The 26893-nt window shown below is 42.0% G+C and carries 18 protein-coding genes and 1 pseudogene; 3 read left to right on the forward strand and 16 right to left on the reverse strand.

Features of this window, described 5'->3' with window-relative positions; translation table 11 throughout:
- Positions 1-95: 95 nt before the first annotated feature.
- The gene (locus tag RM368_RS07370; protein WP_322693470.1) at positions 96-839 is read left to right on the forward strand and encodes a class I SAM-dependent methyltransferase; all 744 of its coding nucleotides are present in this window, start codon (positions 96-98) and stop codon (positions 837-839) included.
- Here RM368_RS07370 and RM368_RS07375 read toward each other — a convergent pair.
- The 3 genes from RM368_RS07375 to RM368_RS07385 form a co-directional block, all read right to left on the reverse strand.
- Positions 819-2963: a peptidase domain-containing ABC transporter gene (locus tag RM368_RS07375; protein ID WP_322693471.1), complete on the reverse strand. Its 2145-nt coding sequence runs from the start codon at positions 2961-2963 to the stop codon at positions 819-821. The two genes, RM368_RS07370 and RM368_RS07375, sit on opposite strands and share 21 nt — an antisense overlap.
- A gap of 445 nt (positions 2964-3408) precedes the next feature.
- A complete protein-coding gene (locus tag RM368_RS07380) occupies positions 3409-3627 on the reverse strand; it encodes a hypothetical protein (protein WP_322684661.1) in 219 nt (72 codons plus the stop codon).
- A gap of 953 nt (positions 3628-4580) precedes the next feature.
- Entirely contained in the window at positions 4581-7475 is a 2895-nt protein-coding gene (locus RM368_RS07385) for an NHLP bacteriocin export ABC transporter permease/ATPase subunit (RefSeq protein ID WP_322693472.1), read from the reverse strand.
- A gap of 344 nt (positions 7476-7819) precedes the next feature.
- Here RM368_RS07385 and RM368_RS07390 point away from each other — a divergent pair, with 344 nt between their 5' ends.
- Positions 7820-8008: a hypothetical protein gene (locus tag RM368_RS07390; protein WP_322693473.1), complete on the forward strand. Its 189-nt coding sequence runs from the start codon at positions 7820-7822 to the stop codon at positions 8006-8008.
- Positions 8009-8252: 244 nt separating this feature from the next.
- Here the strand turns inward: RM368_RS07390 and RM368_RS07395 are convergent, their stop codons facing one another.
- The 9 genes from RM368_RS07395 to RM368_RS07435 all read right to left on the reverse strand — a co-directional run bounded on the left by RM368_RS07395 (position 8253) and on the right by RM368_RS07435 (position 19588).
- Positions 8253-10472, reverse strand: a complete 2220-nt coding sequence (locus tag RM368_RS07395) for an NHLP family bacteriocin export ABC transporter peptidase/permease/ATPase subunit (RefSeq protein WP_322693474.1) — start codon at positions 10470-10472, stop codon at positions 8253-8255.
- A gap of 246 nt (positions 10473-10718) precedes the next feature.
- Complete coding sequence (locus tag RM368_RS07400; protein WP_322693475.1) at positions 10719-12158, reverse strand: NHLP bacteriocin system secretion protein; 1440 nt, start codon at positions 12156-12158, stop codon at positions 10719-10721.
- Positions 12159-12388: 230 nt separating this feature from the next.
- Entirely contained in the window at positions 12389-12559 is a 171-nt protein-coding gene (locus tag RM368_RS07405; RefSeq protein WP_322693476.1) for a hypothetical protein, read from the reverse strand.
- A 78-nt stretch (positions 12560-12637) separates the two neighbouring features.
- The gene (locus RM368_RS07410) at positions 12638-13060 is read right to left on the reverse strand and encodes a type II toxin-antitoxin system VapC family toxin (RefSeq protein WP_322693477.1); all 423 of its coding nucleotides are present in this window, start codon (positions 13058-13060) and stop codon (positions 12638-12640) included.
- A complete protein-coding gene (locus RM368_RS07415; RefSeq protein WP_322693478.1) occupies positions 13057-13308 on the reverse strand; it encodes a hypothetical protein in 252 nt (83 codons plus the stop codon). The genes RM368_RS07410 and RM368_RS07415 overlap by 4 nt, the downstream gene beginning before the upstream one ends.
- 201 nt (positions 13309-13509) lie before the next feature.
- Positions 13510-16818: a type 2 lanthipeptide synthetase LanM family protein gene (locus RM368_RS07420; protein ID WP_322693479.1), complete on the reverse strand. Its 3309-nt coding sequence runs from the start codon at positions 16816-16818 to the stop codon at positions 13510-13512.
- 305 nt (positions 16819-17123) lie between these two features.
- The gene (locus tag RM368_RS07425) at positions 17124-17414 is read right to left on the reverse strand and encodes a Nif11-like leader peptide family natural product precursor (RefSeq protein ID WP_322693480.1); all 291 of its coding nucleotides are present in this window, start codon (positions 17412-17414) and stop codon (positions 17124-17126) included.
- 241 nt (positions 17415-17655) lie between these two features.
- Entirely contained in the window at positions 17656-17946 is a 291-nt protein-coding gene (locus RM368_RS07430) for a Nif11-like leader peptide family RiPP precursor (RefSeq protein ID WP_322693481.1), read from the reverse strand.
- Between the two features lie 1024 nt (positions 17947-18970).
- Positions 18971-19588 (reverse strand): hypothetical protein, encoded by a 618-nt coding sequence (locus RM368_RS07435; protein WP_322693482.1) that lies wholly within the window; start codon positions 19586-19588, stop codon positions 18971-18973.
- Positions 19589-19744: 156 nt separating this feature from the next.
- Between RM368_RS07435 and RM368_RS07440 the strand changes: the two genes are divergently transcribed.
- Positions 19745-20500 (forward strand): TspO/MBR family protein, encoded by a 756-nt coding sequence (locus tag RM368_RS07440; RefSeq protein WP_322693483.1) that lies wholly within the window; start codon positions 19745-19747, stop codon positions 20498-20500.
- A gap of 298 nt (positions 20501-20798) precedes the next feature.
- Here the strand turns inward: RM368_RS07440 and RM368_RS07445 are convergent, their stop codons facing one another.
- The 4 genes and pseudogenes from RM368_RS07445 to RM368_RS07465 form a co-directional block, all read right to left on the reverse strand.
- Positions 20799-21776 (reverse strand): aromatic ring-hydroxylating dioxygenase subunit alpha, encoded by a 978-nt coding sequence (locus tag RM368_RS07445; protein ID WP_322693484.1) that lies wholly within the window; start codon positions 21774-21776, stop codon positions 20799-20801.
- A gap of 173 nt (positions 21777-21949) precedes the next feature.
- Positions 21950-23305 (reverse strand): two-component system sensor histidine kinase RppB, encoded by a 1356-nt coding sequence (gene rppB, locus RM368_RS07450; RefSeq protein ID WP_322693485.1) that lies wholly within the window; start codon positions 23303-23305, stop codon positions 21950-21952.
- 252 nt (positions 23306-23557) lie between these two features.
- Entirely contained in the window at positions 23558-24343 is a 786-nt protein-coding gene (rppA, locus tag RM368_RS07455; protein WP_322693486.1) for a two-component system response regulator RppA, read from the reverse strand.
- 235 nt (positions 24344-24578) lie between these two features.
- Positions 24579-26893, reverse strand: a pseudogene (locus tag RM368_RS07465) (COR domain-containing protein); the annotation flags it as partial.

Raw genomic sequence — 26893 nt, forward strand, 5'->3', positions numbered from 1 at the left:
ATGATTGTCTATTAAACTCGAAAAATCCTGCATCTGGCTGCATTATCGCTTATGTTTTAAAAAAGAAGATTGTTCGTGCTATTTGAGCGGTGTTTATGGACGAAAATGAAAAACGAATCCTTGACTCATGGCAGATGAATGCTAAATTATGGACACAAGCAGTTCGTAATAAACAAATTGAAAGCCGTGCGATCGCCACAGATGCCGCTATAGTTAAAGCGATAACCCAACTTAATCCCAGAACATTCTTAGATATTGGATGCGGTGAGGGATGGTTGTCTCGACAGCTTTTTTCTTTAGGAATTGATGGCTGGGGTGTTGATTTTTGCGCCGATCTCATTGAGACAGCAAAGGATAGTGGTGATTCTCGCTTTGTTGTCTGTTCGTACTCGGATCTTGCATCACAAAGATTTAGCACAATTAACTATTTCTCTTGCTTGATTTGCAACTTTTCAATTCTAGGCGAATGCGCTCTTGATGAGATCGCTAAGGCAGGTCATACCCTGTTAGAAAACAAAGGCAAAATAATCATTCAAACACTTCATCCAATAATTGCTTGCGGTGACTCTACATATTCCAATGGGTGGCGCGAAACTTCATGGCAACCAAATGCAGATCAACCCTTTTACCCTGCTCCTTGGTATTTCAGAACCCTGGAATCATGGATCAACGAATTCCAGATTTTGAATTACCGATTGCTAAATTTATATGAGCCATCTGATCCCAAGACAAATAAACCGATTTCCATTATTTTTGTCTTTGAACGGGAGTTCGGCTATCCAAGTGCTGCGTTTGGCGCTTTTAGGAGCAAGCTGTTTTCAAGGGGTCAAGAAGTCTAAGTGATCTCCACCCTTAGAGCGTAGATCCTCTGGAGAGCCTTGGAGTTGCAACCTACCTTGATCCATTAACACAATCCAATCAGCACGATTAATCACTCTGGGGCGGTGGCTAATCAGAATAGTGGTTTTGTCCTGCCGATGAGATAGGAGCCTACCTAGTACTTGCGCCTCACTCACTGGATCGAGTCCAGCCGTTGATTCATCCAAAATTAGGATTGGCGGATCAGTAACTATCGCTCTGGCGATCGCCAGTCGTTGGCGTTGCCCGCCAGAAATATTTGAGCCAAATTCACCTAAGACGGTTTGATATTTGTCGGGGAGTTTACTGATAAAGTCGTCAGCCTCGGCAATTTGGCAAGCATTGACAATTTGCTCAAAGGTGACGTGCGGAGAACCTAAGCGAAAGTTTTCAATAATTGAGCGACTCCAAAAGTGGGGTTCTTGGGGAACAAGAACGATTTGTCGCCGGAGGCTATCTAAGGATAAATCTTGCAGGTTATATAGTCCAATACGAATATTGCCAGACTGTATTGGATACAAACTCGCAATCACTTTAGCAAGGGTACTTTTACCACAGCCTGATTTACCAATCAGGGCAATTACTTTACCGCCAGGGAGTGTAATAGAAAAATTTTCTAATAACTCAGTTCTGCCAGGGTAGTGAAAGTTTAGATTTGTGCAAGTGATGTCAGCATTGCCAGGAAGTGTAGCCAAGGGCTTTTGGGTATCGCCTTGATTTTCCGGTGTGGAGTCAATAACTTCTATTAAACGCTGGATAGCAGTTTGAGTCCGTGTAAATCTATCCACAAGTCCGATTAAAGTACCTATAAAGGCTAGAAAATTAGCGTTCATAGCGTTAAAGGCAAGCAGTTGACCGATACTCAATTCCTTGCTAATAACCAACATGCTACCAAACCAGAGTAAGGCAACGCTGCCAATACCAGAAACTAATCCAGAGAAGGTGTTGTTGATAATGCCAATTTGAATCGTGCGGAATGTTTGATTCGCTAGGCGACCGAATTGACTCTGGAATTCTTGCCAGAATTGGGGAGCGGCGGTCGTGGTTTTTAGTGTTAATGCACCTTTAAAGCTTTCAACGAGAACGCCTTGGTTTTCTGCTGCCAAGACCAATACACTACGAACTTTTTGCTGAAGTGTAGGCTGGAAAACAACCGTGGATACTGTCATCACAGCGGCGATCGCGATGGCAACTAGCGTCAGTTTCACACTGTAGAACAGCATGAAACCAAAAGAAACAGCCCCAGTAAAAAACTGAGCAGGTAAACTCACGACCAATTGTGAGACTAACTGATTAATCTGTTGAATATCTCGCAGTCGGCTCACGACTTCGCCACTGCGACGGGCTTCATAGTATGTTAGCGGCAATCGCAGGATTTGTCGTCCAAATTCCAGAACTAGCCCTAACTCAATTTTTTGGGCAAAATTGGCAATCAGGTTAGAGTTAACGAGTCTGAGACTACTGCTGATAAGGTTCATGATCACAACAGTGACTGCTACAGCGTTGAGCAGCCCTGTATCACCTCGAACTAGCACTTCATCTGTCAGGATTTGGATCAGGAAAGGGTAAGCTAAAGATAGCAGACCAATAACTTGGGCGCCGAGCATAGCCTGAAAGACTATAGCTCGATAAGGCCATACGCGCTTGAGAAATCCCCCAAAACCGCTAACTTGCTCGTCGTTTTGAGTATAAAAGCGGATCGAGTCTGGCTCCAGTAAAAGCATCACCCAATTTTTCCAGCCCTCCATCAACTCCTTTCTGGAGAGATAACGGATGTCCGTGGCTGGATCAGCAATTACATATTTCCTGCCCCGCTGCCCGTACAAAACAACCCAGTGGTTGCCTTTCCAGTGAATGATCGCTGGCAGTGGCGCTTCCTTAATCCGGTCTACTATTTCAGTTGATGCTCTGACTGTGCGAGCATTGAAACCTAGTGCCTCTGCTCCCTGTTGCAGACCCAGCAATGTTGTTCCTAGTTGCCCAGTGCCTACCGCTTCCCGGATGCGGTTGATGGTAAAAGTACGGTCATAATGTTTGGCAATGGCAGCCAGACAAGCAGCTCCGCAATCTTCTTCACTATGCTGTCGCACAACCTGATATTTCATTTGAACTAAAACTGTTTGTTTTCCTTTCAAAATCACTTGTTGCTTCAAGCAACCTTAGTCAGTGGCCGGAAGTAATATCAATGACAAAACTGGAGCGATGGTGCCATTTTGACAGATTTATTTTGAGCTTAAAAACATGGTCTATCTAAATAGTGTTAACTCTGTTTAGAGAGAAAAATAGCTGAAGACTTTTTAACTTTTAACTGAGCTAGCCTTCAGCGAATTCTATATTTAACTAACCATTTTGAACAGATTTTTTCAGATAAAAAACAGGGGTTGGCTAATTTGTGGCAACCCCTTTAAGAAAGAAATCGTTGAAAGCTTTCATTTTTAGCTAAGCTAGCCTTCAAGGAGTTCTCTATTTAACTAACTAGTTTGAGCTCAATTCTAGTAATGACAGTTAACTTCTAATATTAAGAAGTCACCTAATGTATCCGAGGCAGAACTAATCTTCTCCAGCAAACGCGGAACTACCTCCCTCAGAGACAGATTCTGAATTATCGCCGTCCACGGTAGCAACGTTGCTAACGCCACCATTGGTTTCAGTAAAACCTTGGTTACTTACAGCCCGGGTGAAGAAAGTACCAAAAGCAAATGCAGAGCGGCCGCCTACAAGACTGGTTGCTTCACAAGCTGAGAGTTCAGTAAAAAGTGAATTTGCCATTGTTTTTGTCCTCTTAACTAAGTTGAACTAACGTCAATTACCTGGAATGAAAAATTCATTCCATCAATCTTTGACTTCTTAGAGAATATCAATAGTTTCACTGAATACAACCCTTATTTTATTAAGAAATATGTTCAGAAAATTTTTATTAATTTTGAGTACTGCTAAGTATTTATACAGGGTTAACTTTCATAAGATTTTTCTGTAAGTTAACGTAATACTTCATCTAATTTGTAGCTAACTAATTTTACAGTCAGTATTATTACTAGTAAAACTAGTGTTATTTTACTTAATTTATACATACTATTCTACTGGGTGAATAAGTTATTTATATGATGTAATTTTACTATTACAAAACTTACATGTTGACAGAAACAATTAAATGTGAATATGGATTTTCAGCCATTCAAGTTTGATTTTTTCACCATTAGCCAGCGATCGCTACTGATCTAAAGCTAGTAGCCAATAGCCTAAAACAACGGATTTTCGTTGGTACACATCATAGTTATTTTGTAGAGTGTGTAAGTCCTAATAAATACTAGGTTTTAATATTCTTTAAAAGAAAAAAATACTAGGTTTTAATATTCTTTAAAAGAAAAAGTTTTTTATTATTTATATTATTTTTTATATATAAGATTTTTAGATTAAATGTCAGACAAAGATGTGCTGTAGTCATTTTTCTAAGGTTCACAATTTTTTGTATTTTCAAGAGCGTACCTCGAAGAATTGCATAGTGAGGTCTTGAATTAATAGCCCGGATTTCTCACCAGCAATTCTCATTTTGAAAACAAAAGAAGATAAAGTCCTCTACCCCTTCTAACTGTTGAGCTATCAGGGTGGTTTCATACAAGCAGAGAAAAACTAAAACTGGGTTTCAAAGCCTCTTGACCTTTCGGGGAGAGGAATGGAAGTGGGGTAAAAGCCATGCCACAAAATGAGAAATCAAGACTTATCTATTTTTCTTTTTTCGTATGAAACCACCCTGCTTCTAACTGTTGAGCTACCAGTCTGGCAAACAACCCTGATTGGGCAATCAATTCTGAAAAATTACCTACCTGTACGACATGACCAGCGTCAATCACATAGATGCGATCGGCATTACGAATCGTGCTGAGGCGATGGGCAATCACTACTCTGGTAGCATTTAACTTAGCTAAACTTTCAGTCACAATTGCCTGGGTGCGATTGTCTAGGGCGCTGGTCGCCTCATCCATCAAGATAATTTTAGGCTTGGAAACAAGCGATCGCGCAATCAATAATCTTTGCCGTTGTCCACCGGAAAGATTACTCCCACCCTCAGCGACGATCGTATGCATCCCCATTGGCATTTGCTTGATATCATCAGCAAAACCTGCCATTTGTGCGGCTGACCAAGCTTCTTCTAGGGAAACTAAAGCTCCAGCGGTGATGTTATCAAAAACCGAGCCTGTACCGATTTTACCATTTTGCAGTACCACTCCTAACTGTCTTCGCACAGCTTGGAGTTCCATCTCTGCTAAATCTTTGCCATCATAATAGATGCTCCCTGTCAATGGAGTTTCAAAGCCCAATAACAACCGCAATATCGTTGATTTTCCACTTCCAGAAGACCCAACGATCGCAACAAATTCCCCTGGTTCGGCATGGAGGCTGACATCATTGAGGATTAAGCTGCCATTTTCCGAGTAGCGAAAGCTGACACGATTTAGGGCAATGCGACCGCTTAATTTACCGGGGTTAACCTTGGTTGAATCATATTCCGGCTGCGATCGCCAAATCGGTTTTGCTCGTTCCCAGATTGGTACAATACTCCAAATTTCCGATACAGTATTGCTCAGGTCAATTACTCCTTTGATAAAAATCGTCAAAGCATAGTTAAAAGCAACAAATGTACCCAGTGTGAGGCGTGTCTGCATCAACAGCATGGCAAACCCAAACAGCAGTATCGAACTTACCAAAGGAAGTGCTTCGTTAAATACAGAAATACCATCTTTAATCTCTTGCCAACTCGCCTTCAGTCGGATCTGCTGGCTGTACTTTTTTGCCCAAGCTGCAAATGCGCGTTCTTCTGCCATTGTCACTCGCAGTTTGGCAACACCGTTGATTAGTTGTACCGTGAGTCCCTGAATTGCACCATTGAGTTCTTGCTCTTTTTTCGATTTCTTTACCAAGAGGAAACTTGCAACAGTCGTAACCACAGTGGCAAATATTGCTAAACCCACGCCCACAAACGCTAGTTGCCAACTGTAAATAAACATCAGCACCAAGTTAAATAGGGCAAAAACTCCACTCAACAACGTTCTTTGGGTAGCACCGCTAAGTTTTTGATGAATTTCCCTCACCGCCATGACGCGGTTAACCAAATCTCCAGAAGTATACTGACGAAAAAAGCTAGGACTTAATCTGAGTAACCGATCCCAAATGGCTGGCTGTAATATGCTATCAGTGGCGCTTTCAACTCGTAGGGTAATAATGCTTTGGGCAACTTGAAAAGCTAACTGTGCAAAGGCGACTGCAAACATCACCAATCCGATCTGCCAAAGCATTGCGCGATCGCTATCTGGAATGGCATTATTGATTAAAATTGCTGTTGCTTGTGGTGCAACCATTCCCAATATTGTGCCTAGTAGCCCTACCACTAAAATACTGGCAATGTCTTTTTCATAACCCTTAACCCCAAACCGCAGTAAATCAATGGCTTTGAGCGCAACTTGGGGTAACGGTCGATACAGAACGTAGGCTAATGGTGACAGTGTTTTTGCTATTGATTCATTTACAGATATTCGAGTCCGCGCTACGGGGTCAAAGATGACATAATCTCGATTAGCTGTAGGTAACAACGCCACTGGCCGTTCCAACTGAGTATAAGCTAACATCGCGCCTTGGTCTTGATCCCACCAGCCATCTGCTAAAGTTATCCGGCGGATACGAATTTGCGATGCTTGTGCGATCGCGGCTACAGGGTCTTTAATAGAATTCAAATCCTCTGCTGGTGGACGAATCTCTATTCCCAGCGATCGCCCAACTGCCCCAAATGCTACCAATAAGGGCGGCCCTTCCTGAGAAAAAACTGCCTCCTGCTGTGGCTGCAATACTGTTGCTAAGTCAGAGAGTGCCCCCTCTATTACTTGCTGATTAAATTGTTCGCGTTCCTGAAACTGCCGGAATTCTACCTCTGCTTCTTTATTTGCCAGCAAACTGAAGTAGTGAAAGAAATAAGTATGCAAACTGGCTAAACCTGCCAAAACTTCCTCGGAATTTTCTAAATCTGCCGTTGTTAACACTTGTCCGATAACTGCATCTTCTGCCTCCAGCCACATATCACTCGTGAGTGGAAACGCTGGCGAGGTAGAATTCAACGTTAATTCCTCAACTCCCATCCAGTGAGTATTGCCTTGCTGCAACTTCACCCATAGAAGTGTTTGCTGCCTTCCCTGTAGCGTCTCACCAGGCGATAATGAAAAATCCCGCCCTAATGTCTGCACAAGGTTTAATGGCGTAGTCAAAACTGTCTGCTGGGCGCTAAGAGATTGTCCTAAATGATTTACCCAACCTTCTAAAAGTTCTATGGCTTGAGAGTCAGCCGCCGCGATTCCCTTAACCAAATCAACCATTGACATCTGGCATAATTGGGTAGGTTCGATTGCGATCGCGACAAAATTCCATTGGCTTTGTGCGATTACTTCCGGTAACAAAACTTCACCAGCGTTGACATGAAACAGATAGCGGCGATGCTCCTTTGGTAAACTGTTCTGAAAAGTTGCAAACACTGCTAATGTTCCAGACTGCACTATCCAGAAACATTCTGGATCGTTCAACAGTAATGGTTCGTTTGCTTGAAAGGAGTATGGTTTGGAAAGAGGATTCACTTAAGGTAAATCGATGTGAGTTCGACGATTGGAAAAAGATATAAGAAAAACTATTGTATCCCGGCTGAATGTAACACAGATTTTTTGTGATGATATTACTTTAGAGGACATCAGCCTAAGGGACTTCCAAATAAAAAATAATTAATTGCTCAATCAGCAGGGAAAGCAGGGCAAGAAAAATCTGATAATCGTCTTGGATGGAAAAATTGAGTAATTTAACGTGTGCCTCCGTGGGAGACTCACGTAAATTTATAATTGCTGAAGAAGATTTGCCTTTGATGTCGCTTGAATAAGGAAAATGATAGAGTTAAAGGCGATCGCATAGCGAAAAATGTAAATAAGATATGGCTGACCAAAAAGATAAAGCTCAAGAAAAAAACCGCCTTGAACAGCTTCAAGAAGAACAAGGCAACACCGATCCTAAACACTCAGGCGGTGCTGGCGCTTCTGGTGGCAACTCAGGTGCAGGTAAATCTGGCACATCAAAAATTTCTGCCACTGGTACACCTGATGATATCGAAAAAATTGATTAAGAGTAAAGCTGATTTTGACGATGAGTCAAGGTTTAACTGCCTCGGCAATCATTAGCAACTCAACAATAGTGGATTGAATACCTGATTATTAGACATCTTGCAAAAGTAACTTTTGCCTTGATGTTGGGGAAAGGTTAAAGGTTAAAGGGTAACAGAAAATTCCATACCTTTACCCTTTACCCCCGCCCCTTATCCCCAGAGGGGGCCCTACCTTCCCCTTTTCCCTACAATGCCAAGAAGTCCATTATGTTTCTGCTGAGTGAAGTAGGCGAACATAAGTTCCGCCTTGCTGCCATAATTCCTCATGAGTGCCACGCTGCACGATTTTACCTTGCTCTAGCACAATAATTTCATGGCAATCGCGGATTGTGCTGAGGCGGTGGGCTACTACAATACACGAACAACCACGCTGTTGCAAGTTACGGTTAATAATCAACTCGGTTTCTGCATCCAAGGCGCTGGTTGCTTCATCTAATACTAAGACTGTGGGATTTCTCACCAAAGCGCGGGCAATTTCTAAACGCTGGCGTTGTCCACCACTAATATTCATACCGCCTTCAATTAACTCAAAGTCATATTTCCCAGGCATAGATGCGATCGCATCATGAATCGCTGCATCTTGGCAAGCCTGCACCAAATCGGCTTCTGGTATAGTTGAATCCCAAAGAGTGATGTTTTCTCGCACAGTCCCGGCAAATAAAAAGATATCCTGTTCAACCATTGCCAACCAGTTAGCCAGAACAGAACGCTTAATTTGCGATCGCTCTACACCATCAAAGCAGATTTCCCCATCCCAAGGTTGATAAAGCCCGCAAATTAATTTAGCAACTGTGGATTTACCAGAACCACTTCCCCCCACAAGCGCTATTCTTTGCCCTGGCTTGACAGTCAAGCTCAAATTCTCAATCAAGGGAGGTTCTACACGACTATAGCCAAAAGTGACATTCCGTAACTCAACGTGACCCTGTAATTGCCAGAGAGATGAGAAAGTAATTTCTCCCCCTGCCTCCCCTGCGTCCCCTGCCTCCCCTGCTTTCCACTTCCCCTCCACTTCCAAATCAACGGGATTTTGCAATACATCATCAAGGTGGTTTAAATCAGCTTCTAAAGTTTGGAGTGTACTGCCGAAGTTAACGAGGCTATTGACTGGCTCTAAGAAACTCAATGTTAAACTTTGGTAGGCAACCAGCATTCCAATACTGAGATTGTTTTTCATTACCTGTAAACCACCAACCAGTAAAATAGAAGCTGTAGCTAGTGCTGTCAAAATTGTGGGTAATGTGGTGAGAATTTGAGTTTGTAAGCCTAATTGTTGTTGGGCGTTCAAAGCTTTAGCGTAATAACCCGCAAATCGAGCAAATAAATCTGACTCTAGCCCAGAAGCTTTGATGGTTTCTATGGTTTGGATGCCACTAACCGTTACTCCACCCACCTTGCCATATTCCTGAGCTAGGCGCATATTTGTATCTACACGAGTTTGCGATAAAAATAAAAGAGCGAGAATGTTGATTAAAGCAAAACCAACTGCGATCGCACTCAGTAATTGGTCATACTGAATCATAATCAGCAGGTAAAAGATCATCATCACCGCGTCAATTACTGTAGTTGCCAAAGGCCCTGAAAGTACTTCTGCTACTCGATCATTCAGTTGCACCCGGCTACTGATTTCCCCAGCAAACCGTTGGTCATAAAACCCAACAGGCAATCGCAGGATATGCCAGAGAAATAGTCCTGATGTGCTGACTGACAACTTAACCATCAATCGCCGCAGGTAGGTAAGCCGCAGTCTAGCAAGGAATGCCCGTAATAAAGTAGTTAACAGCATTCCTAACAGCAAAGGTCGTAACCAATCTTGCCGATCTTGGATTAAAATCTCATCGATAAATACCTGAGAAAAGGCTGGCACAGCTAACCGAGGCAGTGTTAACAATAACCCAGCAAGCAAGCAAAATAAGATAGTATTTCGTGAGTTTTGTAAGCGGCTACTTAAGGCTGAGATAATGTGATTTTTTTTGCCTCCCTTCTGAAAATCCGCTCCTGGTTCCATTGTCAGCACAACACCCGTGTATGCGCGATCGAACTCTTCCCAACTCACTGTTCTCCGACCATTGGCAGGATCGTTGAGGTAGACGCGTTTTTTGCTGTATCCTTCTACTACAAGAAAATGGTTAAAATTCCAAAAGGCAATGTAGGGGAGACGGGTAGCTGTCACCTTTTCTAGAGACAGTTTTAAACCTTTAGCATTGAGTCCATAATTTTTTGCAGCTTTGAGGATATTAAAAGCTTTACTCCCATCCCGCGAAACACCGCATTCTTCACGCAGTTTAGCCAGTGGCACAATCCGCCCGTAATAGCTAAGAATTATTCCCAAAGCCGCCGCACCACATTCGACCGCTTCCATTTGCAAAAGTGTAGAAGTGCGAACACGATTTGGTTTGGGTATTGGGTATGGGGCATTGGGCATTGGGGACTGGGAAGTAAAAATCTTCTGAGGGTGAACGTTGAGCTTCTGAGGGTGGAAGTTGAGCTTCTGAGGGTGAACCTTCAAGTTTTAACCCCAATGCCCAAATTAACGTGATGTGCAGCTTATCCTTAGAACCCCTCTCCAAACCTCTCCCCCACAGGGAGAAAGGCTTTGATTCTTACTCCCCTTCCCTTGTAGGGAAGGGGTTGGGGGTTAGGTCTGAGAGAAAGTTGCACACGGCGTAATTTAATAAATCCCCGTCCAAGAGCGCAGCATAGGAATAATATAAGAAATCGGTGCTTTTTCTCCAACTTTTACTTGAACTGATGTAGTTGTGCCAGAAGATATTTTTAAGGCTGGGCCATCAGAGGATGACCATTTGTAGCCACTGACTGATGTAGGGTTTTCTTGGAGTTGGATAAAAGCTTGCACTTGATTTTCACCTTTACCTGCAAGACTGGCGGCAATTTCTTTGTTACCAACGATCGCTGTAATATCTTGTGTAGTTACTGGAAATGAAGAAATATCTGCAACGGTTCCGATAATGCCACCTTCGCGCTCGCGTTTAGCAAAGCTGGGAGTTACCTGTACAGCCATCCCTGGCTTGATTTGCTTACCATCTTTATTAGCAAAGTAAACAAGACTCATAAGTTTTGAATTTGGCTGTTCAGCCTCAATTGACCCCAAGCGAATACCCGGATTCATCATTTGTCCAGGGACAGCGCTCAGTTCGAGAATGTGACCATTATATTTGCTAATAATTCTACTTTCTTGAGATAGTTGGAGTTCTAATTGGGCAATTCGCCGCTTTACTTCCCGAATTTTATTGCTTTTATCAATTGATTGCTTTAAATCTTGTTCGCGTAGTTTAGTATTTTGAGTATTAATATCTTTAATTTTGGTTTTAATTTCGTCAATTCTATTAAGATTTTCTAGATATTCTCGTTGCGTAGTGGTTTCTTGAATTTCAAGATCCTTTAGTTGCACGTCAATATCTGACAGTTCGCTTTGAGTATTAAAATATTCTTGTTCGGCTTGCACCAGCATATCTTGGCTGATGACATGCTGCTCAAAAAGCTGACGACGGTTATCAACCCGTCCTTTGAGAGTTTTAAGTAAGTAATTAATTTGTTGTTTGCGGAAATTAATGCTTTGGCGTTTTTGAGCGATCGCTCTTTGGGTTTGATCGCGTAACTTGGGCGCACTTTGCTCTCGGCGCAGATTATTTTCCAAATCCAGTTTTTGCTGTCCAAGAGTAATGATTTGTTGGTCAATCAGCAGCTTTTGTAACCTGTCAGTCTCTTGATTCTGGGTTTGCAATTGTTGCAACTTTATCTGCTCTTGCTGCAACTGCTGCTTTAGCGCTGATTGGTCGATTATCCCTAGCACATCACCTTGTTTAATAACATCCCCCGCCTTTACCTTCAGAGTTAGTAACGGGCCAGAACTGGGTGCTTGAAATTCCACAACATGGTGCGGTTTAATCAAGATACCTTGACCTGTGACGGTGAGAGGAATTCTCCCAAATACACTCCAAACGCCAGCTCCAGCAACCACAAAACTTAAAGTAGATAAAGTCAACCAAGCTTGAGGCTTAACTACATTTATCGCTTGATCCAGTTGTTCTGGTGAAGATAAACGCTCTAGAGCTTCTTGACGGAAAATGTGGCTGTGTTTTAGTTGCATTGTTCTCCTTTTTCCTGAGAGCGCCCAGAGCTTCAAGTCTTCTAGACTTCTAAGATTAAAGTGCGATCGGGGAGAACTAGGGGAGAAATAGGGGAGGCGATCTTCTAATTAGACCTCTTGGCAAAAGTCACTTTTGCACTCTCGTGGGTAAAGGGTGCATGTTAAAGGTTAAAGGTTTTTTGTTATTCCTTTCCCCCTTACCCTTTTCCCGACAAATGCCAAGAAGTCTATTATTTACCACAGACTTTCCAAATTAGTTGATCGTAGACATTCCCCTGAGTAAATGTCATTTCCTGATTTGGATATTGGGTAACTACATCAATACCTACATTTCCATAGAAACTTACTAATTTACCTGTTAAATTCTCACAGCTAAAGTTTTGTATATCATATTGCAACATATTTGAAGATGCTCGTTCTACCCAACACTCTACAAGTTGAACTTGTAAAAGTCCATCGAATTTTCTATGAAGATCAAACTATTGTTCTTTTGGCATAATCACAGAAATTAATTGATTACGATTTTTCCGATAAATCCTAAAATCACTATCAAATGTGAGCAATTCGCTTTCAGTTGCCAGTTCTGCCATCCTCACCAAACACGCATCCGCTAACGACATTGGAACTGACTGATAACGTTGCATCAACTCGTCAACAGCAGCAGCTTCTTCAGAAAGCCGAAACGGAAGATGGATGATTCCCTTTTGTACAAAAGAAATTACTGCTGCTTCTCCTCCGTAAACATTCTGTAAGAGAAAACAAGCCTCCGTAACTACTGCTTCACAAGTTAACAAAGGTGCTTCAATCTGTCCGAACTGATTTGTCACCCATTTATGAAACTGCTCTCTCCGATTGACTAAAGCTACTAATGGGCCTGTATCTAGCAGTACCGCTTGCTTCATTCTGCTAATGGTCTTTTAAGGTACTCCTTGTTTGTCGAGAGATCCCCAGGGCCAGAATCCACGCAGCCAACTAAGTCTCCTGCTGCTTCTAAAGCAGACATTGGCGTGCCATCATGGTGCTTAAACTTGACTGTTGGTGATTTCAATTGCAGAAATTCTACAAAGTCGAGTACTTGCTGCTGTTGTTCGTTTGATAAGGTAAGAACCTTTTGGGCAATAATTTGCTCTAGACCAATTGCTCTCGTCACCAGTCTTTCCTCCAGTCCCATCACTTCAAGTCTAAATCCAACTGCCTAAGTCACACAGAAACGGCAGAACGTTAAAATTTTGAGATGATTAGCTTTTGGGCTTTTATCAATAGCAAACACTTTGAGAGGGCTAGTTCTGACCCTATTAGTTTACGCTAATAGGGTTGGGTCAAAAGCGGTTTTTGGGTATGAACAACAAGCTCAATCCCACAATAATATCGAAGGCAAATTATTGTTAGCCAAACGCAGCAATTGATAACCAATTCCAGATATACCGGGTAAAAAGCCAGGATTAAATACAGAATTGGGTAAGTTGGGGAACAGTTGATATGCCCCAGTTCGCTTGGCTCTAGCCACAACATTTGTTGCATTCTGGTGAGCAATTTGATGCCAATCAGGACGGGAACAGATTTTTGCACCGACTAACAGCACTTCCGCTCGACCAAAGTTACCACAGCACAAGTGATCGATCGCTTGTAAGCCAAAATTCTGAGTAGTTTGGAGAGCAATTTCAATTTCTTGTTGAATTTCTGGCGTTTCCACGATTCTCAAACTGCCTAAGCGTCCCAAACCAATGCCGGCTGCACCATGACACCACTTATTTGCAAAGTCAGGTTGTCCTGGTTGTCCCATTCTGCGGAAGTCGGGCCAGTTGGCAGTGGACTGGCAAAAGACGCTACGCTCATACTCAATTCCTGCTAAACCTGCTTCTAAGTATTTGCCCTCTGAGGTGGCGGCATAAAGTCTGAGCAAGGCATAGGAGATACCTGCGGCTCCATGAGAAAAGCCAGTTAAGGGCTTGTCCCAATAAGTATGCCAAGCTTTGGGCGCACCGTTGTGGCTAACTTGACGGTTGATTAAATGTTGTCCAGAAGCGATCGCTTTTTCTAAAACGGTTGCTTCTCCTGTGGCTTGATGCAAAGATAATAGGCCTAAAATTGCCCCTGCTGCTCCGCTCATAATATCCAAGTGTTCGTCGGCAGCAATTAATTCTGGTGTCATCAAATCGGCTAATACTTGAGCCTCTGACAACAGCGTTGCATCGTTGAGGAATTGACTAATTTTCACCAGGCTATAGATCATCGATCCTAAACCTGTTGCACCCCCAACACCCATGAAACGAGCCATGCGTTCCCAAGTTTCGGGATCGATGGTGTGGATTTGGCGACGCAGAGATTGCACTGTTCTCAATGCTAAATCGCGGTAACGGGAATCATCAGTTACTTGACTTAGTGCGGCTAAAAACAAAGCAACTCCAGAGCGTCCGTCAGAGAGACAATTGTTTAATACTTGCAGTTGATATCGTTCGGCACGAGGCACAAAGTCTAAGCCAATCCAGTTAACGCTGCCATCAGGGTCAGAAATGGCTCTGGTTTCCAGTTGAGTGGCGATTTCCTTGGCTTCGGCAATCAATTGTTCCGAATTTAGCAACGGTAACGATTCACCTTGCCATTGCCCACCTTGGCGGCTGGAGGTGGTTGCAATCTTGGCATCGAAGGAGCCTTGAATAATCGCTACTTGTCGAGCTAAGTCGGTTTCATCTAGAGATTGTAATTGGTTGAGCAGGTCTTGATAACTGGATTGCTTGAAGTAGTTGGGAATGGAAGAAGAACCGTTTAAACTCAGTTCATCAACCACCGCGCTAGCCGTGAAGAAGGGAATATCCAATTGTTCCATCGCTCGCAGTTCGGCGCTCAAAACAGGAAAAGCGTTCGGTCTATTTTGAGCAACTAGAAAAGCACGACTGAGAACATCGAGTTGAATGCTGTAATCTACACCGTGTTTGAGGTAATCGGGTGCTAAAGCTTTTTGAAGGATGATGCCATAAATGCGGGTGTTGCGGAAGATAAAGCGCACCTGCTGATTTTGCATCGCAGATAACAAACTTTGGCGTGAAATTAAGAAATCTTTGTGCGCCATCAAAAAGCGATACATCTGCTCAAACCCACTGGTGATTTGCTGCTGATAATCGTTTGGAGATAGAACAACTTCACCTAAACACGGTACATTTTTCCCAATCGGCAGCGTTACAGACTCAGAGGACAGATGCATATTATCTGTATTAATGTTCTGCCAGCGCGGCACTTTCCGGCGAGATAGTCGGGGATCTGTGCTGCCTAGCCCGCTAATATCATAAGCGACACTGCGATCGCCACTAAAGTCCCAACGCGGTAAAAGTCCGGTGCGGAGTACGGAATCCCAAAATTGTTGTGTGGCGGTTGTTTCCAAATCTTGGGTAAGTGGTGAGTCTTCAATGAGATTCGGTTCATGGTGCAGCAGCGTTTCCATGTCAATCAGCACCAGATGTTCGCCATTGGCAATTAAGTTTTCGTAATGGCAATCTGTGGCTCTGAGGGCATAAAGCACACACAACAACATCCCAGAACGCTGATAGAATCGTTTTGCAGCTGCTTCATCAACACAAGGCAACTGTTCAACATGTTCTACCCAACCGTAACCGTTGCGCTCAAGTACTTGAATTATTTTAAAATCTAAAAGATTGCTGTGTTGATTGCACCAATCCAAAAATTGGTTAAAGACAACTTCTAATCCTAAATCTTTGGGTTTATAAACAAGTTTAAGTCCAGACTCAAAGGTGAGCAAAATTACTGTTCGTCCGCGTTTGTGTGGATCGGAAATGGATGTTTGAATTTCAGCAACTTTGTTTTGAGAAAATGGGACAATTCTTTCATCAAAAGTTCGTTGAATATCTGTCCTATCTGCAACTAAACGTTCGAGAAATTCAGCAGTAAACTCAACCCAAAAATTGACTGCTGTTGCCACTAACCGACCGAGAACTGGATACTTCTGGAAGAAGGTCAGCATTCCATCTTCTAGGAGTTGATTGACGAACTTGGTGTAGTGAGTATTATTGTTTTCTGTTTCCAGCCCCAGCAAACCGAGCAAGTTTTGACCAAAGGGACGCACCTGGGAAAATTCAAAATCTAATGTCTTAGTGCAAAGTCCTGCTAATCGTAGCAGTAGACCACGTTCTAGAGAACTGTAAGCATCGTGGGAAAGAATCGATAAGGGAAGCGACTCGTGGGTGAATTGGCTGCCGTAGCGAGTTAGTAATTGCTGTCTGGCTACCAAAATAGCAGGCAAAAGGATATCTTCAAAGGTGATCGGATTTTGTGAATCGATTGGTAGAAATACTTCGGTTGCAGAATCGAATCCTGTAGCGGTTTGGATGATTTGCTGCAAGGTTTCTGCCCACTCAGGCAAAGGTCGATCGCCAAGCAACTCAATGGTTCCCAATCTGGAACTAACAGTATCGAGGTCTAGCCCTTCCCATTGTAAGCGTTTGTGTAACGTATCCAATTTACCTTCTGCTGCAACTTCGCACCAGCGATCTCTACGACGGTTAATTTCTTGTTCGTTGACTTGATCGCCATTAATTGCAAATCTGCTTTCATCAAGACGTTCCCAGATAAAGCTAGCATTGGCTGCGATCGCCCTGAAATTTTCTGATGTTTTCTGTTGAGATAAGCGAACAACTTGTTGAACCATAGCTGGATTTCTCATGGTGGGAAGTATCAATGGGATAAGGCAGAAGGCAGGAGGGTTTAAGTCTACTTATATTTTCTTAAACTTGATGGAAATTATGAATGAAATTTGCTCTTTACTTTCATATAAAGAGCAAATAATAAATCTGTTATGCAGCATCTAATTTTGCATTTAACCTCAGTCCCAGGTGTTGAAATTACCAACCCAATATATGGATAAATTTCGGTAAAATTGCTCTAAAAAGTTGTTTTAGGAAAGCAATACCTGTAAAGGCTAAAATCTTAAACAGAAGAAGCTACATACTTGTTTTAACAGCAACCACCGTGTCCGCCACCACAGCTAGCTGTATGACATAGCTTAGGCGCACTATCAGCCATCATCCCGCCGCTAACACTAAGTAATTCTTCTTCACTCAGTTCATTGGAATCCACAAAGGTCAACTCTGTCAGTATTTGAGCTACGCTTTCGGCTGTGAAAGTATAACCTTTTTCTGCACTGGCAATTAGCAACAGTTTGATGGCTTCTGTTTGGCTAACTGCTGCTTGCATATTCTCGCGTAGTTGGCTATTTTGGAGTAAGCTTTGAATTTGTGACAACATAATTGTATTTTCTCCGAGTTAGTGATAGTAATTGTTCATGAAAATCCCTCATTTTCTTGATTAAAAAAGTAAAGAGAGAATTTGTTATACAGCATCTCTTTGGCATTGAACTTCACTATCAGGTATGGAAATTATCCAAATTAAAATATTGGAGATGTTGAATCTAAAAAGCTATTTTAGAAAAGCAACCTGACCTGTGGTGGTTACAATGCCAAAGAAAAACAGAAGCTACATACCGTTTTTAGCAACAGCCTGCGTGTCCGCCACCACAGCTAGCTGTATGACATAGCTTAGGCGCACTATCAGCCATCATCCCACCACTAACACTAAGTAATTCTTCTTCACTCAGTTCATTGGAGTCCACAAAGGTTAATTCTGCCAACATTTGAGAAATAGTTTCAACTGTGAAGTTATAACCTTTTTCTGCACTTGCGATCGCTATCACTTTGATAGCTTCTGCTTGGTTAGCTGCTGCTTTTACTTGCTGTTGTAATTGTACGTTTTGCAGCAATTCTTTAATTTGGTGTAGCATAGATTTGTTCTCCATTTTTATTGACTTATTTATACGGCAGAGATTGCGCGCTTGTTTGGGGCGGTGTTCTCTGCTTTTCTGATTTGAATTTAGAAAGAAATAGGGGAGAACTAGGGGAAATAGTTACGATTGCGAAAAAATTTTTTAGCACAGATTAATTCGAGAATGACATCGATATCCATCGAAATGCGCGATGTATTTCTGCCTGACAATTGATTGTCCAGGTTTTACTGTAGATCCTCCCGTTTGAAGTCAACGCCCTTCGGGCAGGGCAACGCCCTTCGGACAGGGAAAAGGTTAAAGGGGAAAGGGGAAAGGGAACCCCATAACTAAAGTTATGGACTTGAAGTAAAAACGCTTCGCAAGGGTTTGGGGTAAAGGGGAAGATGGGGTTCCCTTTCCCTCTTTTTAGTCAATGAATGCATCCCTTGCCCTAGATCCATCTAAATTAGTGTTGTAACTGATCCGAAATAGGGACTGGGGATGGTGGGGTCCCCTCCTGACAAGTGTAGGTTTTTTATGTGGGCATGAGTGGATACTCTCAAACAGAGTTCTAAAGGTGGTTCAAATAACGAAATTTCGTTCTTAGGTGGAAAATTAGAGACTAAAATTTGAGTTTTCAACCAACGCAAAAACCTCATTTCAGCCACGTTTGTAAAATACCTACACCTGTCAGGGGGTCCCCTCTGGGGATAAGGGGTAATGGGGACTGGGGAAGAGATATTTTTATTGTTCCTTGTGAGTTCCACTCATGGAGTCTCTTGGCAAAAGTAACTTTTGCACTCTCGTGGGTAAAAGGTGCATGTTTGCATGTTAAAGGTTTTTTGTTATTCCTTTCCCCTTTACCCTTTCCCCTTTACCCCTTACCCTTTCCCCCTTACCCTTTACCCTTTTCCCGATAAATGCCAAGAAGTCTAATATAAAATAAACTCCTAGTTTGTAGTGAGCGATTTATTGTTCAAAGCAAGGATTATCAGAACTAAAGTCCTGACTGCAAACTTTAAATTTATTTATGCCTAGATACTTAACTACAATAAGCCAGACTGCTTAATCCAGGAGTATTCACTAAGTCAGTATTGACTATCCAACCATTACCAGATAATTCTCCAGGGAAACTTCTGGCAAGGTCGATTTCTACCCAAATATAATTCTCAGATTTGTATGACTTAACTATATTACCTGTAACCAAGTTCACATACACAGTTGTGTTTGGCGAAAGTGTTGTAATAAAAGGTTCTCTTGTACTTGGTTGGCGACGTATAGTTTCCTGTCGTACAATTTGCCGACATACACTGCCAATAGTAGGTTTACTCGATATATTTTGAGCGTTGTTATTCGGCTGACAAAATTTCAGTACAGCAGTTTGAATAAACCCTGAAGTCGGAGCTTTAATTCTGACAAATCTATCTCCACTAACTGGTATATATGCTAAAGTAATCTTTGTTTTTGCCGACAATATTCTGATAGCATGGGATGATGTTGAAGGTTCTTTGAAAACTGGAGTACTTATTTTAGTTACACGACAACTTGACTGTGAAGAATTAAAGGGAGCCTGTGTGATTTGAGCAAATACAGGTACACTCAGAGCAAACGTAGCAATATTTACTAGAGTAAAAATATACAAGAACTTATGAAATTCCACGTTTTTTCCTCAACACCACTTATGAAAAACTGTACATTAGATTCGGAACTTATAAACTCTGATATTAAAAAAGCCTAACCAAATTATTTTTAGCTATTAGAATATCATATAATGACTGATTACTACTAATTACCAACTACGCGCCATTTCTTCATTATGAATAAATCCAAGAACAATGGAATAGTTGAACAGTTTGTTAATACAGTGATGGGGGTAAAACCTGGGAATAAATCACAGTCTCTAAACACATCAATAGCTACTACAGAAGAACTAGATATCAAGGCAGTTTTAGTTTATACACTAGGAACTATCCTACAAATATTAGTTATGATTCTCGTGTTGTTGGGAATGGAAAAATTAGTAATGTTGATTGATAACAATTCTTATTTTCCCAGTTGGTTTAGCACTTTATTGGCTGGACTATTTTTTGCCCTAATAAGTATCCGTTCTCGAATTTTTTCTCTTTTAGATAATACCCGTTCTCGTCAGACCTATGATCAGGTAATCAGACCAAGATGGTCGCCTCCACCTTTAGCATTTCCCATAGTTTGGATGATAATTGCTGTTTTGCGGGTAATTTCTTCTGTATTAGTTTGGCAGCAAATGAATCACCAGTTTTTAGTGTTGCCTTTAATTTTGTTTGTGGTACATCTGGCTTTAGGGGATACTTGGAATACGATTTTTACTGTAGAACGGAGATTAGGTGCTGCTGTACCTGTAGTTATTTTAGGCCCTTGGTTATCTGCTATAGTAGTGACGGCAATTTATTGGCAAACTAATTCTATAGCAGGAATGACTTTATCATTTTCTTGTGTGTGGTTAACTGTAGCTGCTGTCTTGGTATTTAGAATTTGGCAATTAAATGGATCTGAGCCATTGTATCCTTTAAAACTAACATCTGTGGATCGATAAATCTCCAAAATTAACCTTGAAATGAAAGCCAATTCAAGATACATAAAAAGCGGTAGAGCAGTTAACAATAGACCTATTGCATAAGTCGAATCACCCCTCCCCAACCCTCCCCTTGTGAAGGGGAGGGGGCAAGATTTCAAGTTTCTCCCCTTAATAAGGGGGATTAAGGGGGGTCATATTCGACTTATGCAAGAGGTCTAATCTACCGTTTTTTAAAATTTTTAAGGGAGTTAGTTGCTAAAGCAATTTTATCTAAATATTTTTTCTTAATCATACAAATGACAAGCATCGCCAAGTTCTAAATAGTGCCGAAAGTAACACCCTGTTGTTTAAGCCACTTTCGGTATGCTATAGAATAGCGATCGCTCGATAAATGTACTTCTGTTTGCAAATCTAAAGGTAAGCGTCGGGGTTGCTGGGACTCGACAATGGCAATATCTTGACTAGCAACTTGATTTTGAATATCTAGATATACTTCCACTTTTAATTCGCGGACACTATTTACCATTAACCAATATTGCGCCACGCATTCATCTTCATCAACTGGCGTAATTGTATAGAAGATATTTAAACGACGATCTCCAGGCCCAAGTTTAAAGTATGCCACTAGCGGACGGAAAATGCGGTAATCGTAAGTGTTAAAAATCAGTGGTGCTGACAGAGGATTACCGGAATTAAAATCTAGTTCCCACAAACCACATTTGAAATTAATCCCATCTGGAAGAGACTCTAATTCATAGTGCGTCAACTCAGGATGACTGGCGTGGGCAAATAATCCCGAATGCAAAATTGGGAAGTGTGCCGGATCGATGAAATTTTCCAGCACCCGCAAAGGGCTAGAGTGATAGTAGTAAGGGCCACAGAAAATCTTTTGATAGACCGGATCGTACCACTCAGAAAACGGAGCTATGTCTTGTTTTGGTGTCCCTAAACAAACCCAGAGCAGATCGTAACGCTCTTGAATTTGGTAAGTTTTAACACAAGCTTGAGCGGGGGGCGATTGTTCGGGATTAGCCGGAACTAGTACACATTTTCCCTCGCTATTAAAGGCTAAACCGTGGTAAGGGCAAACAAGAGTCTCTTTATTAACATATCCTAGAGAAAGACGAGCGCCACGATGAGGGCAAAGGTCTTGCCAAGCTAAAACTTTGTCCCCATTATGCCAAAGCACTAGATTTTCGCCTAATAAGCGCTTGTGCAGAACTGTTCCAGGTTGGAGGTCTTGCGATCGCGCTATTACATGCCAATCATTCAGCAAAATCTGGTCTTGCACCATGAGTATCGATACCCGTCAGGTCAAATACTTATATCTTAATCATCCAGTGGAAAAACTATCAAAGCACTTTTAGGATTTGTTAACAGATAAAGGTGCGATCTCCATGTATGCAAAAACTCAAAGTTGCACCTTACGATCGCAGATTTGCAAATAGCAACATTTATTTTTATAAATCACGGTGAAAGAGGAAGTCGAACGGTAAATGTACTACCTAGCCCAGGTTGACTTTGAACGTGAATATTACCTTTGTGTGCTTGGGCGATCGCGATTGCTATGGCTAATCCCAATCCCGAACCGCCAGAGCTGCGAGAGCGTAGGCGCAGTCCGCCGTAGGCATCGCGATCTACTCGGTAGAAGCGATCGAAAATTCGCTGTTGATGTTCTGGGGCAATACCAATTCCTGTATCTTGAACTTTAATTATGGCGTAAAGCTCACTTTTTTCCCAAAAAACCGTGACTTTTCCACCGCTAGATGTTGCTTGAATTGCATTGACAATTAAGTTAGAAATTAAGCGATAAAGCTGATCTTCATTTCCCATCACATATAATTTTTCTGAGACTTGCACCTGCTTAAAGAGATTGACCTGAGTCTCTACTGCCAAAAATGCTAATTCCTCAATTAAATCGCTAATGATATCATTCAAACAGCAAGGCTGATATTCTCCTGTTAGTTGTTTTTGATCTATCCTCGTTAATAACAGCAAATCTCCAACTAATTGTGATAAACGCCGATTTTGGCGTTTGAGTACATCTAAAATTCCACCATCGGTTTTTGGTTCTTGCTGTAACTTGATAGCAGCTTCAATAGTAGAATACATTGCTGCTAAAGGTGTGCGAAACTCATGGGCAGCATCAGCAGTAAATTGTTGCATTTGTTGGTAAGAAAGATATACAGGTTGCATTGCCCTTTCTGCCAACCACCAACTAGACAAACCAACGAAAATCATAGAAATTGGCAATCCCAATACCAAAGTTAATCTTAAATAAGTAAGATGTTGGTCTAAATCAGTGATACTACGCGCTACTTGTAGATAACCCGAAACTTGGTTTTGAGTATACAAAGGTAAAGTGATTTCGCGGTATCGAGTGCCAGAGTAATCTGTTAATATCTGCCAATTATGTAATGTTGAGGCAATCGGTAACTTGTCAAATTCCATACCGCTACTGGCAAAAAGTTTTCCTGAGCGATCCAATAAACGGATATAGTAATTAACTGGATTCGCCGCTTCTGCGATCGATTTTTTAAGGGATGTTGTTTTAGGTAAACAATTAGTCTGAACCACACATAATTCTAAAGAAAATTCTTTAGCAAGGCGTTGTAATTGTCCGGGTTGTTGCCAAGCCGGTTCAATACTTTTATGGAGTGCGTTTGCGACTGATTGCAATCCCTGGTCTATGGTTTCATAGTAGGTATGGGCAACCACACTATAAACTCCCAAACTAGATAGCCCTAAAATACCGCCCATGACAAGGGTATACCAAGCCGCAAGCCGCAACCGAGTTTGGTGGAAAATGGGATTGCGTTCCATATTTTTAAACCCTTGCTGAAAGTATTGCTGTCAAGTTAGCAAAAATCAGCAGCATGAATAGACTTCTTGCATAAGTCGAATAGACCTCAATACGGTTCGGGGAAAGGGTAAAGGGGAAAGGGAAAGGGGAATAAAAAACCTTTAACCGCAAACCCATTGCCTTTTTCCCCAAACCCTATTCTGAGTTCAAAATGCTTATCCGAACCGTATTGGAATAGACTCCCCTTAATTCCCCGATATATTGGGGGGAAACTAGAAATCTTGCTCCCTCCCCTTTACAAGGGGAGGGTTGGGGTGGGGTGATTCAAAGATTTCTGCAAGAGGTTTAATGTTTAGGCGATAGCCCACACCATAAATAGTTTCAATTAAAGATTCGCTGTCTTCTTCTCCTAATTTGCGTCTCAATAAACGAATTTGTGCTGCTACTACATTACTAACTGGTTCTGCACCAATTTCCCAAAGTTGATTGATAATTTGGTCGCGGCTGATAATTTGGTTAGGATGCCTGATAAAATATTCCAATAATTGAAATTCCTTGGTAGTTAGTGAAAACACTTGCTTTTCTCCGTGAACATACTCACGAATAACTTGATGAGTGCTGTAATTGAGCGTCAGACAACCTACTTGTAAGCGTCGGGGTTGGACTTGAGGTGTCAGTGTTGCTCCAACGTAAGAGGCTCGCCGTTGTAATGCTCGCAATCTTGCCAACAGTTCTGCCATATCAAACGGTTTAACTAAATAATCATCCGCACCGCTATCTAGACCAATAATTTTTTCTTCCATCCGGTCTTTAGCTGTTAGCATTAGTATCGGTAAAGTTAATTGGCGATCGCGCAACCATTTACACAACTCTATCCCCGAAACTCCAGGCAGCATCCAATCAAAAATTGCCAGTGTATACTCAGTCCAGCCAGTTTCTAGATATTGCCATGCCTGATTACCATCTAGAAACCAGTCAACTATATATGCCTCATGGCTCAGGACTTGTTTGATTGCTGCACCTAAATCTGCTTCATCTTCAACTAATATAAGCCGCATTGTCAACGCATTGCTAAAAGGTTGTTTGAAAAATAGTTTGCTGTAATTTTAATTAAATTATTACCCCCCTTAATCCCCCCTTGCAAAGGGGGGAAACAAGAAAAATCTAGTTCCCTCCCCTTTACAAGGGGAGGGTTAGGGTGGGGTAAAGGATGTACTTCATTTAGATGCAAAATGCTGTATGCCATGATTATTAATTTGGAATAGGTTACATCGCTCGTGGAGTGAGAAAAGTCTATTTACCAGAAGGAAGCTTTAGTTCAATATTTAATTTGTTTCCTATTTCCAGAACATTGTTTGTAAAGTCTGTCATACCTGCGATCGCGCCAGCAATTACACTAGCAGCAGTTAGTAAAGCTATTAGACGTTTTTTGAGTTTGGGTACATTGCGTTCTTTTACTGGCTTTTGAATTTCTGCTTCTACATCATCAATATCAATGATGATGTCTTCGCGGGTAATGTCTTTGCTGATTGCTTCCGGAAATTGGGCGGCAGTTTGGCGCAGGTTGCCGATTAGTTGCAGAATTTCGCTGATGTTTGCGCCGCTTGTTTGGGTGAAGTTAGAGGCTTGCTGACTGGCGTTGTCTTTGACTTCGTTGGCAAAGTTGCCGATGTTTGCGCCTTTGAAGTCATTTTGGATTTTATCACCTGCAACGTTATCGCCTTTGCCGAATTGATTGATGGTGTTAGACATAGTTTTTTGAGCGTAACAATATCTAGATTTTTTATAATTATCTGATTATTTTATCTCCATCGATGAGATCGCCTGCAAAATTATCGCCTTCTCCATGTTGATTAAAAGTTTTAGAACGGCGATGATCGTTAATTTGAAAGGAAATATTGTAAGGACTATCTTCTAAAACTTCTACACTTAGGTCAGTCTGTTTTCTTTGACGTATTTTAATGTCTTCGTACCCATCTAAAAGTTGACGCAAATCGAGTTTTAATTTTAGTTTGCCAATGGTGATTGTGCTTTCACCCATTGATTCGAGTCCGAGGAGTTCTTGGTAGTCGAGGGGCGGATGTTTGGGATGGTTGGGGACGGGAACCCATTCGGTGATTTCGAGATTGGGAAGGGTTTTGTGGATTTTTTGGAAGACATCGCGGAGGATGCCGAGAAATAAGCGGCGGGTTTCTTTACGTCCGCTAATGGTGATGAAGATTTTTTTGTCTTCGGGATCGGCTTTGATGCGAGCGATATTGTAGATTTCGTTGTTTTCTTGATATTGCAGCATTACGCCACTGCGCCAATAAATTTGGTTATGAATTTTTTCGTGGCTGATGACGATGAAGCGGGAAATGATGCTTTCGGGGAGAACTTTGTAATGGTATTGAAATTCCAGGGTTTCGCCGTGGAGTTTTGTTTCGTCTGGTTCATCTTTAGGCAAAAGTCCCGGAATCAGAAATTGTGGTGGGTAACATTCTAGTGCAAAGCAAAGCTCAAATTCTTTCATCAGCCCGATCAGATAGCCGTGACGCTTGGTGGGGTATCGCTCTGGATTGAGGATGCGCTCAAGATCGGCGGGGGTGAAAATGCCTTTGGTTTTAGTTTTGAGGTTTTCATCGCTCAAGAGCGTGTAAATGCCTTCTGTCACCCAGTTGGGTTTGAGGACGTTGGTATCTTTGAGGATGGGATGATCGCGGAAGTTGAGAACTAAGCCGAGTCGATGCAGCAAGTCGATGAGTTGCTCTTGGTTTTGTTCTTCGGGAATCTCTTTTTGGTGGCAGATGCCGATGTAGCTGTTGTAGCTGATGAAGTCTTCGGTCATGGATTCGAGTTGTTGTTTAACCTCAAACCATGTCAGGGGTAAAGGGTCGTAGACTTCTTTGAGGTTGGCGATTTGCTGCAAAATTGCGGTGCGAAGTTCATCAATGCCGATATTGTCTTGACAGGAGGTTTCGATAATCGCTTGGATGTTAGGATATTTTTCGCGTAATGCCTTGCGGTTGATGTCGAGGGGTTGTTCGTCTTTTTTGTTGCCAACGATAATCACGGGGGACTTTCCGCCGAAGCTTTCGATTAGTTTCAGCCAATATTCGATGCGGTTTTCTTCTTCGCTAGTGCGACAATTACAGACTAGGAGATAGAGGCTGCGTTTAGTCAGAAAAAACTGATGGGTGGCATGATAAATTTCCTGTCCGCCAAAGTCCCAAACATTCAGGCGGATGTATTTGCTATTGACCTGCACGTTCCAAGTTTCCACATTGAGTCCGTCGGTTTGGGGTTGATTTTTATCATATTCATTGCGGATTAGTCGCTCAATGAGGGATGTTTTGCCGACGCTGCCTTGTCCGATGAGCAAGAGTTTGGCTTCGTGTAATGGTCGAGTTTCACTTATGCGAATTTGCCTCAAGTAATTAGAAATCTCTTTTACATCTTTTGAATTAAGAATTTCTAATGGAATCTGGGTAATTTGGTTGCCATTGAGGTCAAGCTGCGTCAGATTGGTTAATTTAGCCAGCGCCTCTGGAATCTGGGTTATTTGGTTGTTACGGAGGTCAAGCTGCGTCAGATTGGTTAATTTAGCCAGCGCCTCTGGAATCTGGGTT

The sequence above is a fragment of the Nostoc sp. DedSLP03 genome (assembly GCF_034530815.1).
Lineage (GTDB): Bacteria > Cyanobacteriota > Cyanobacteriia > Cyanobacteriales > Nostocaceae > Nostoc.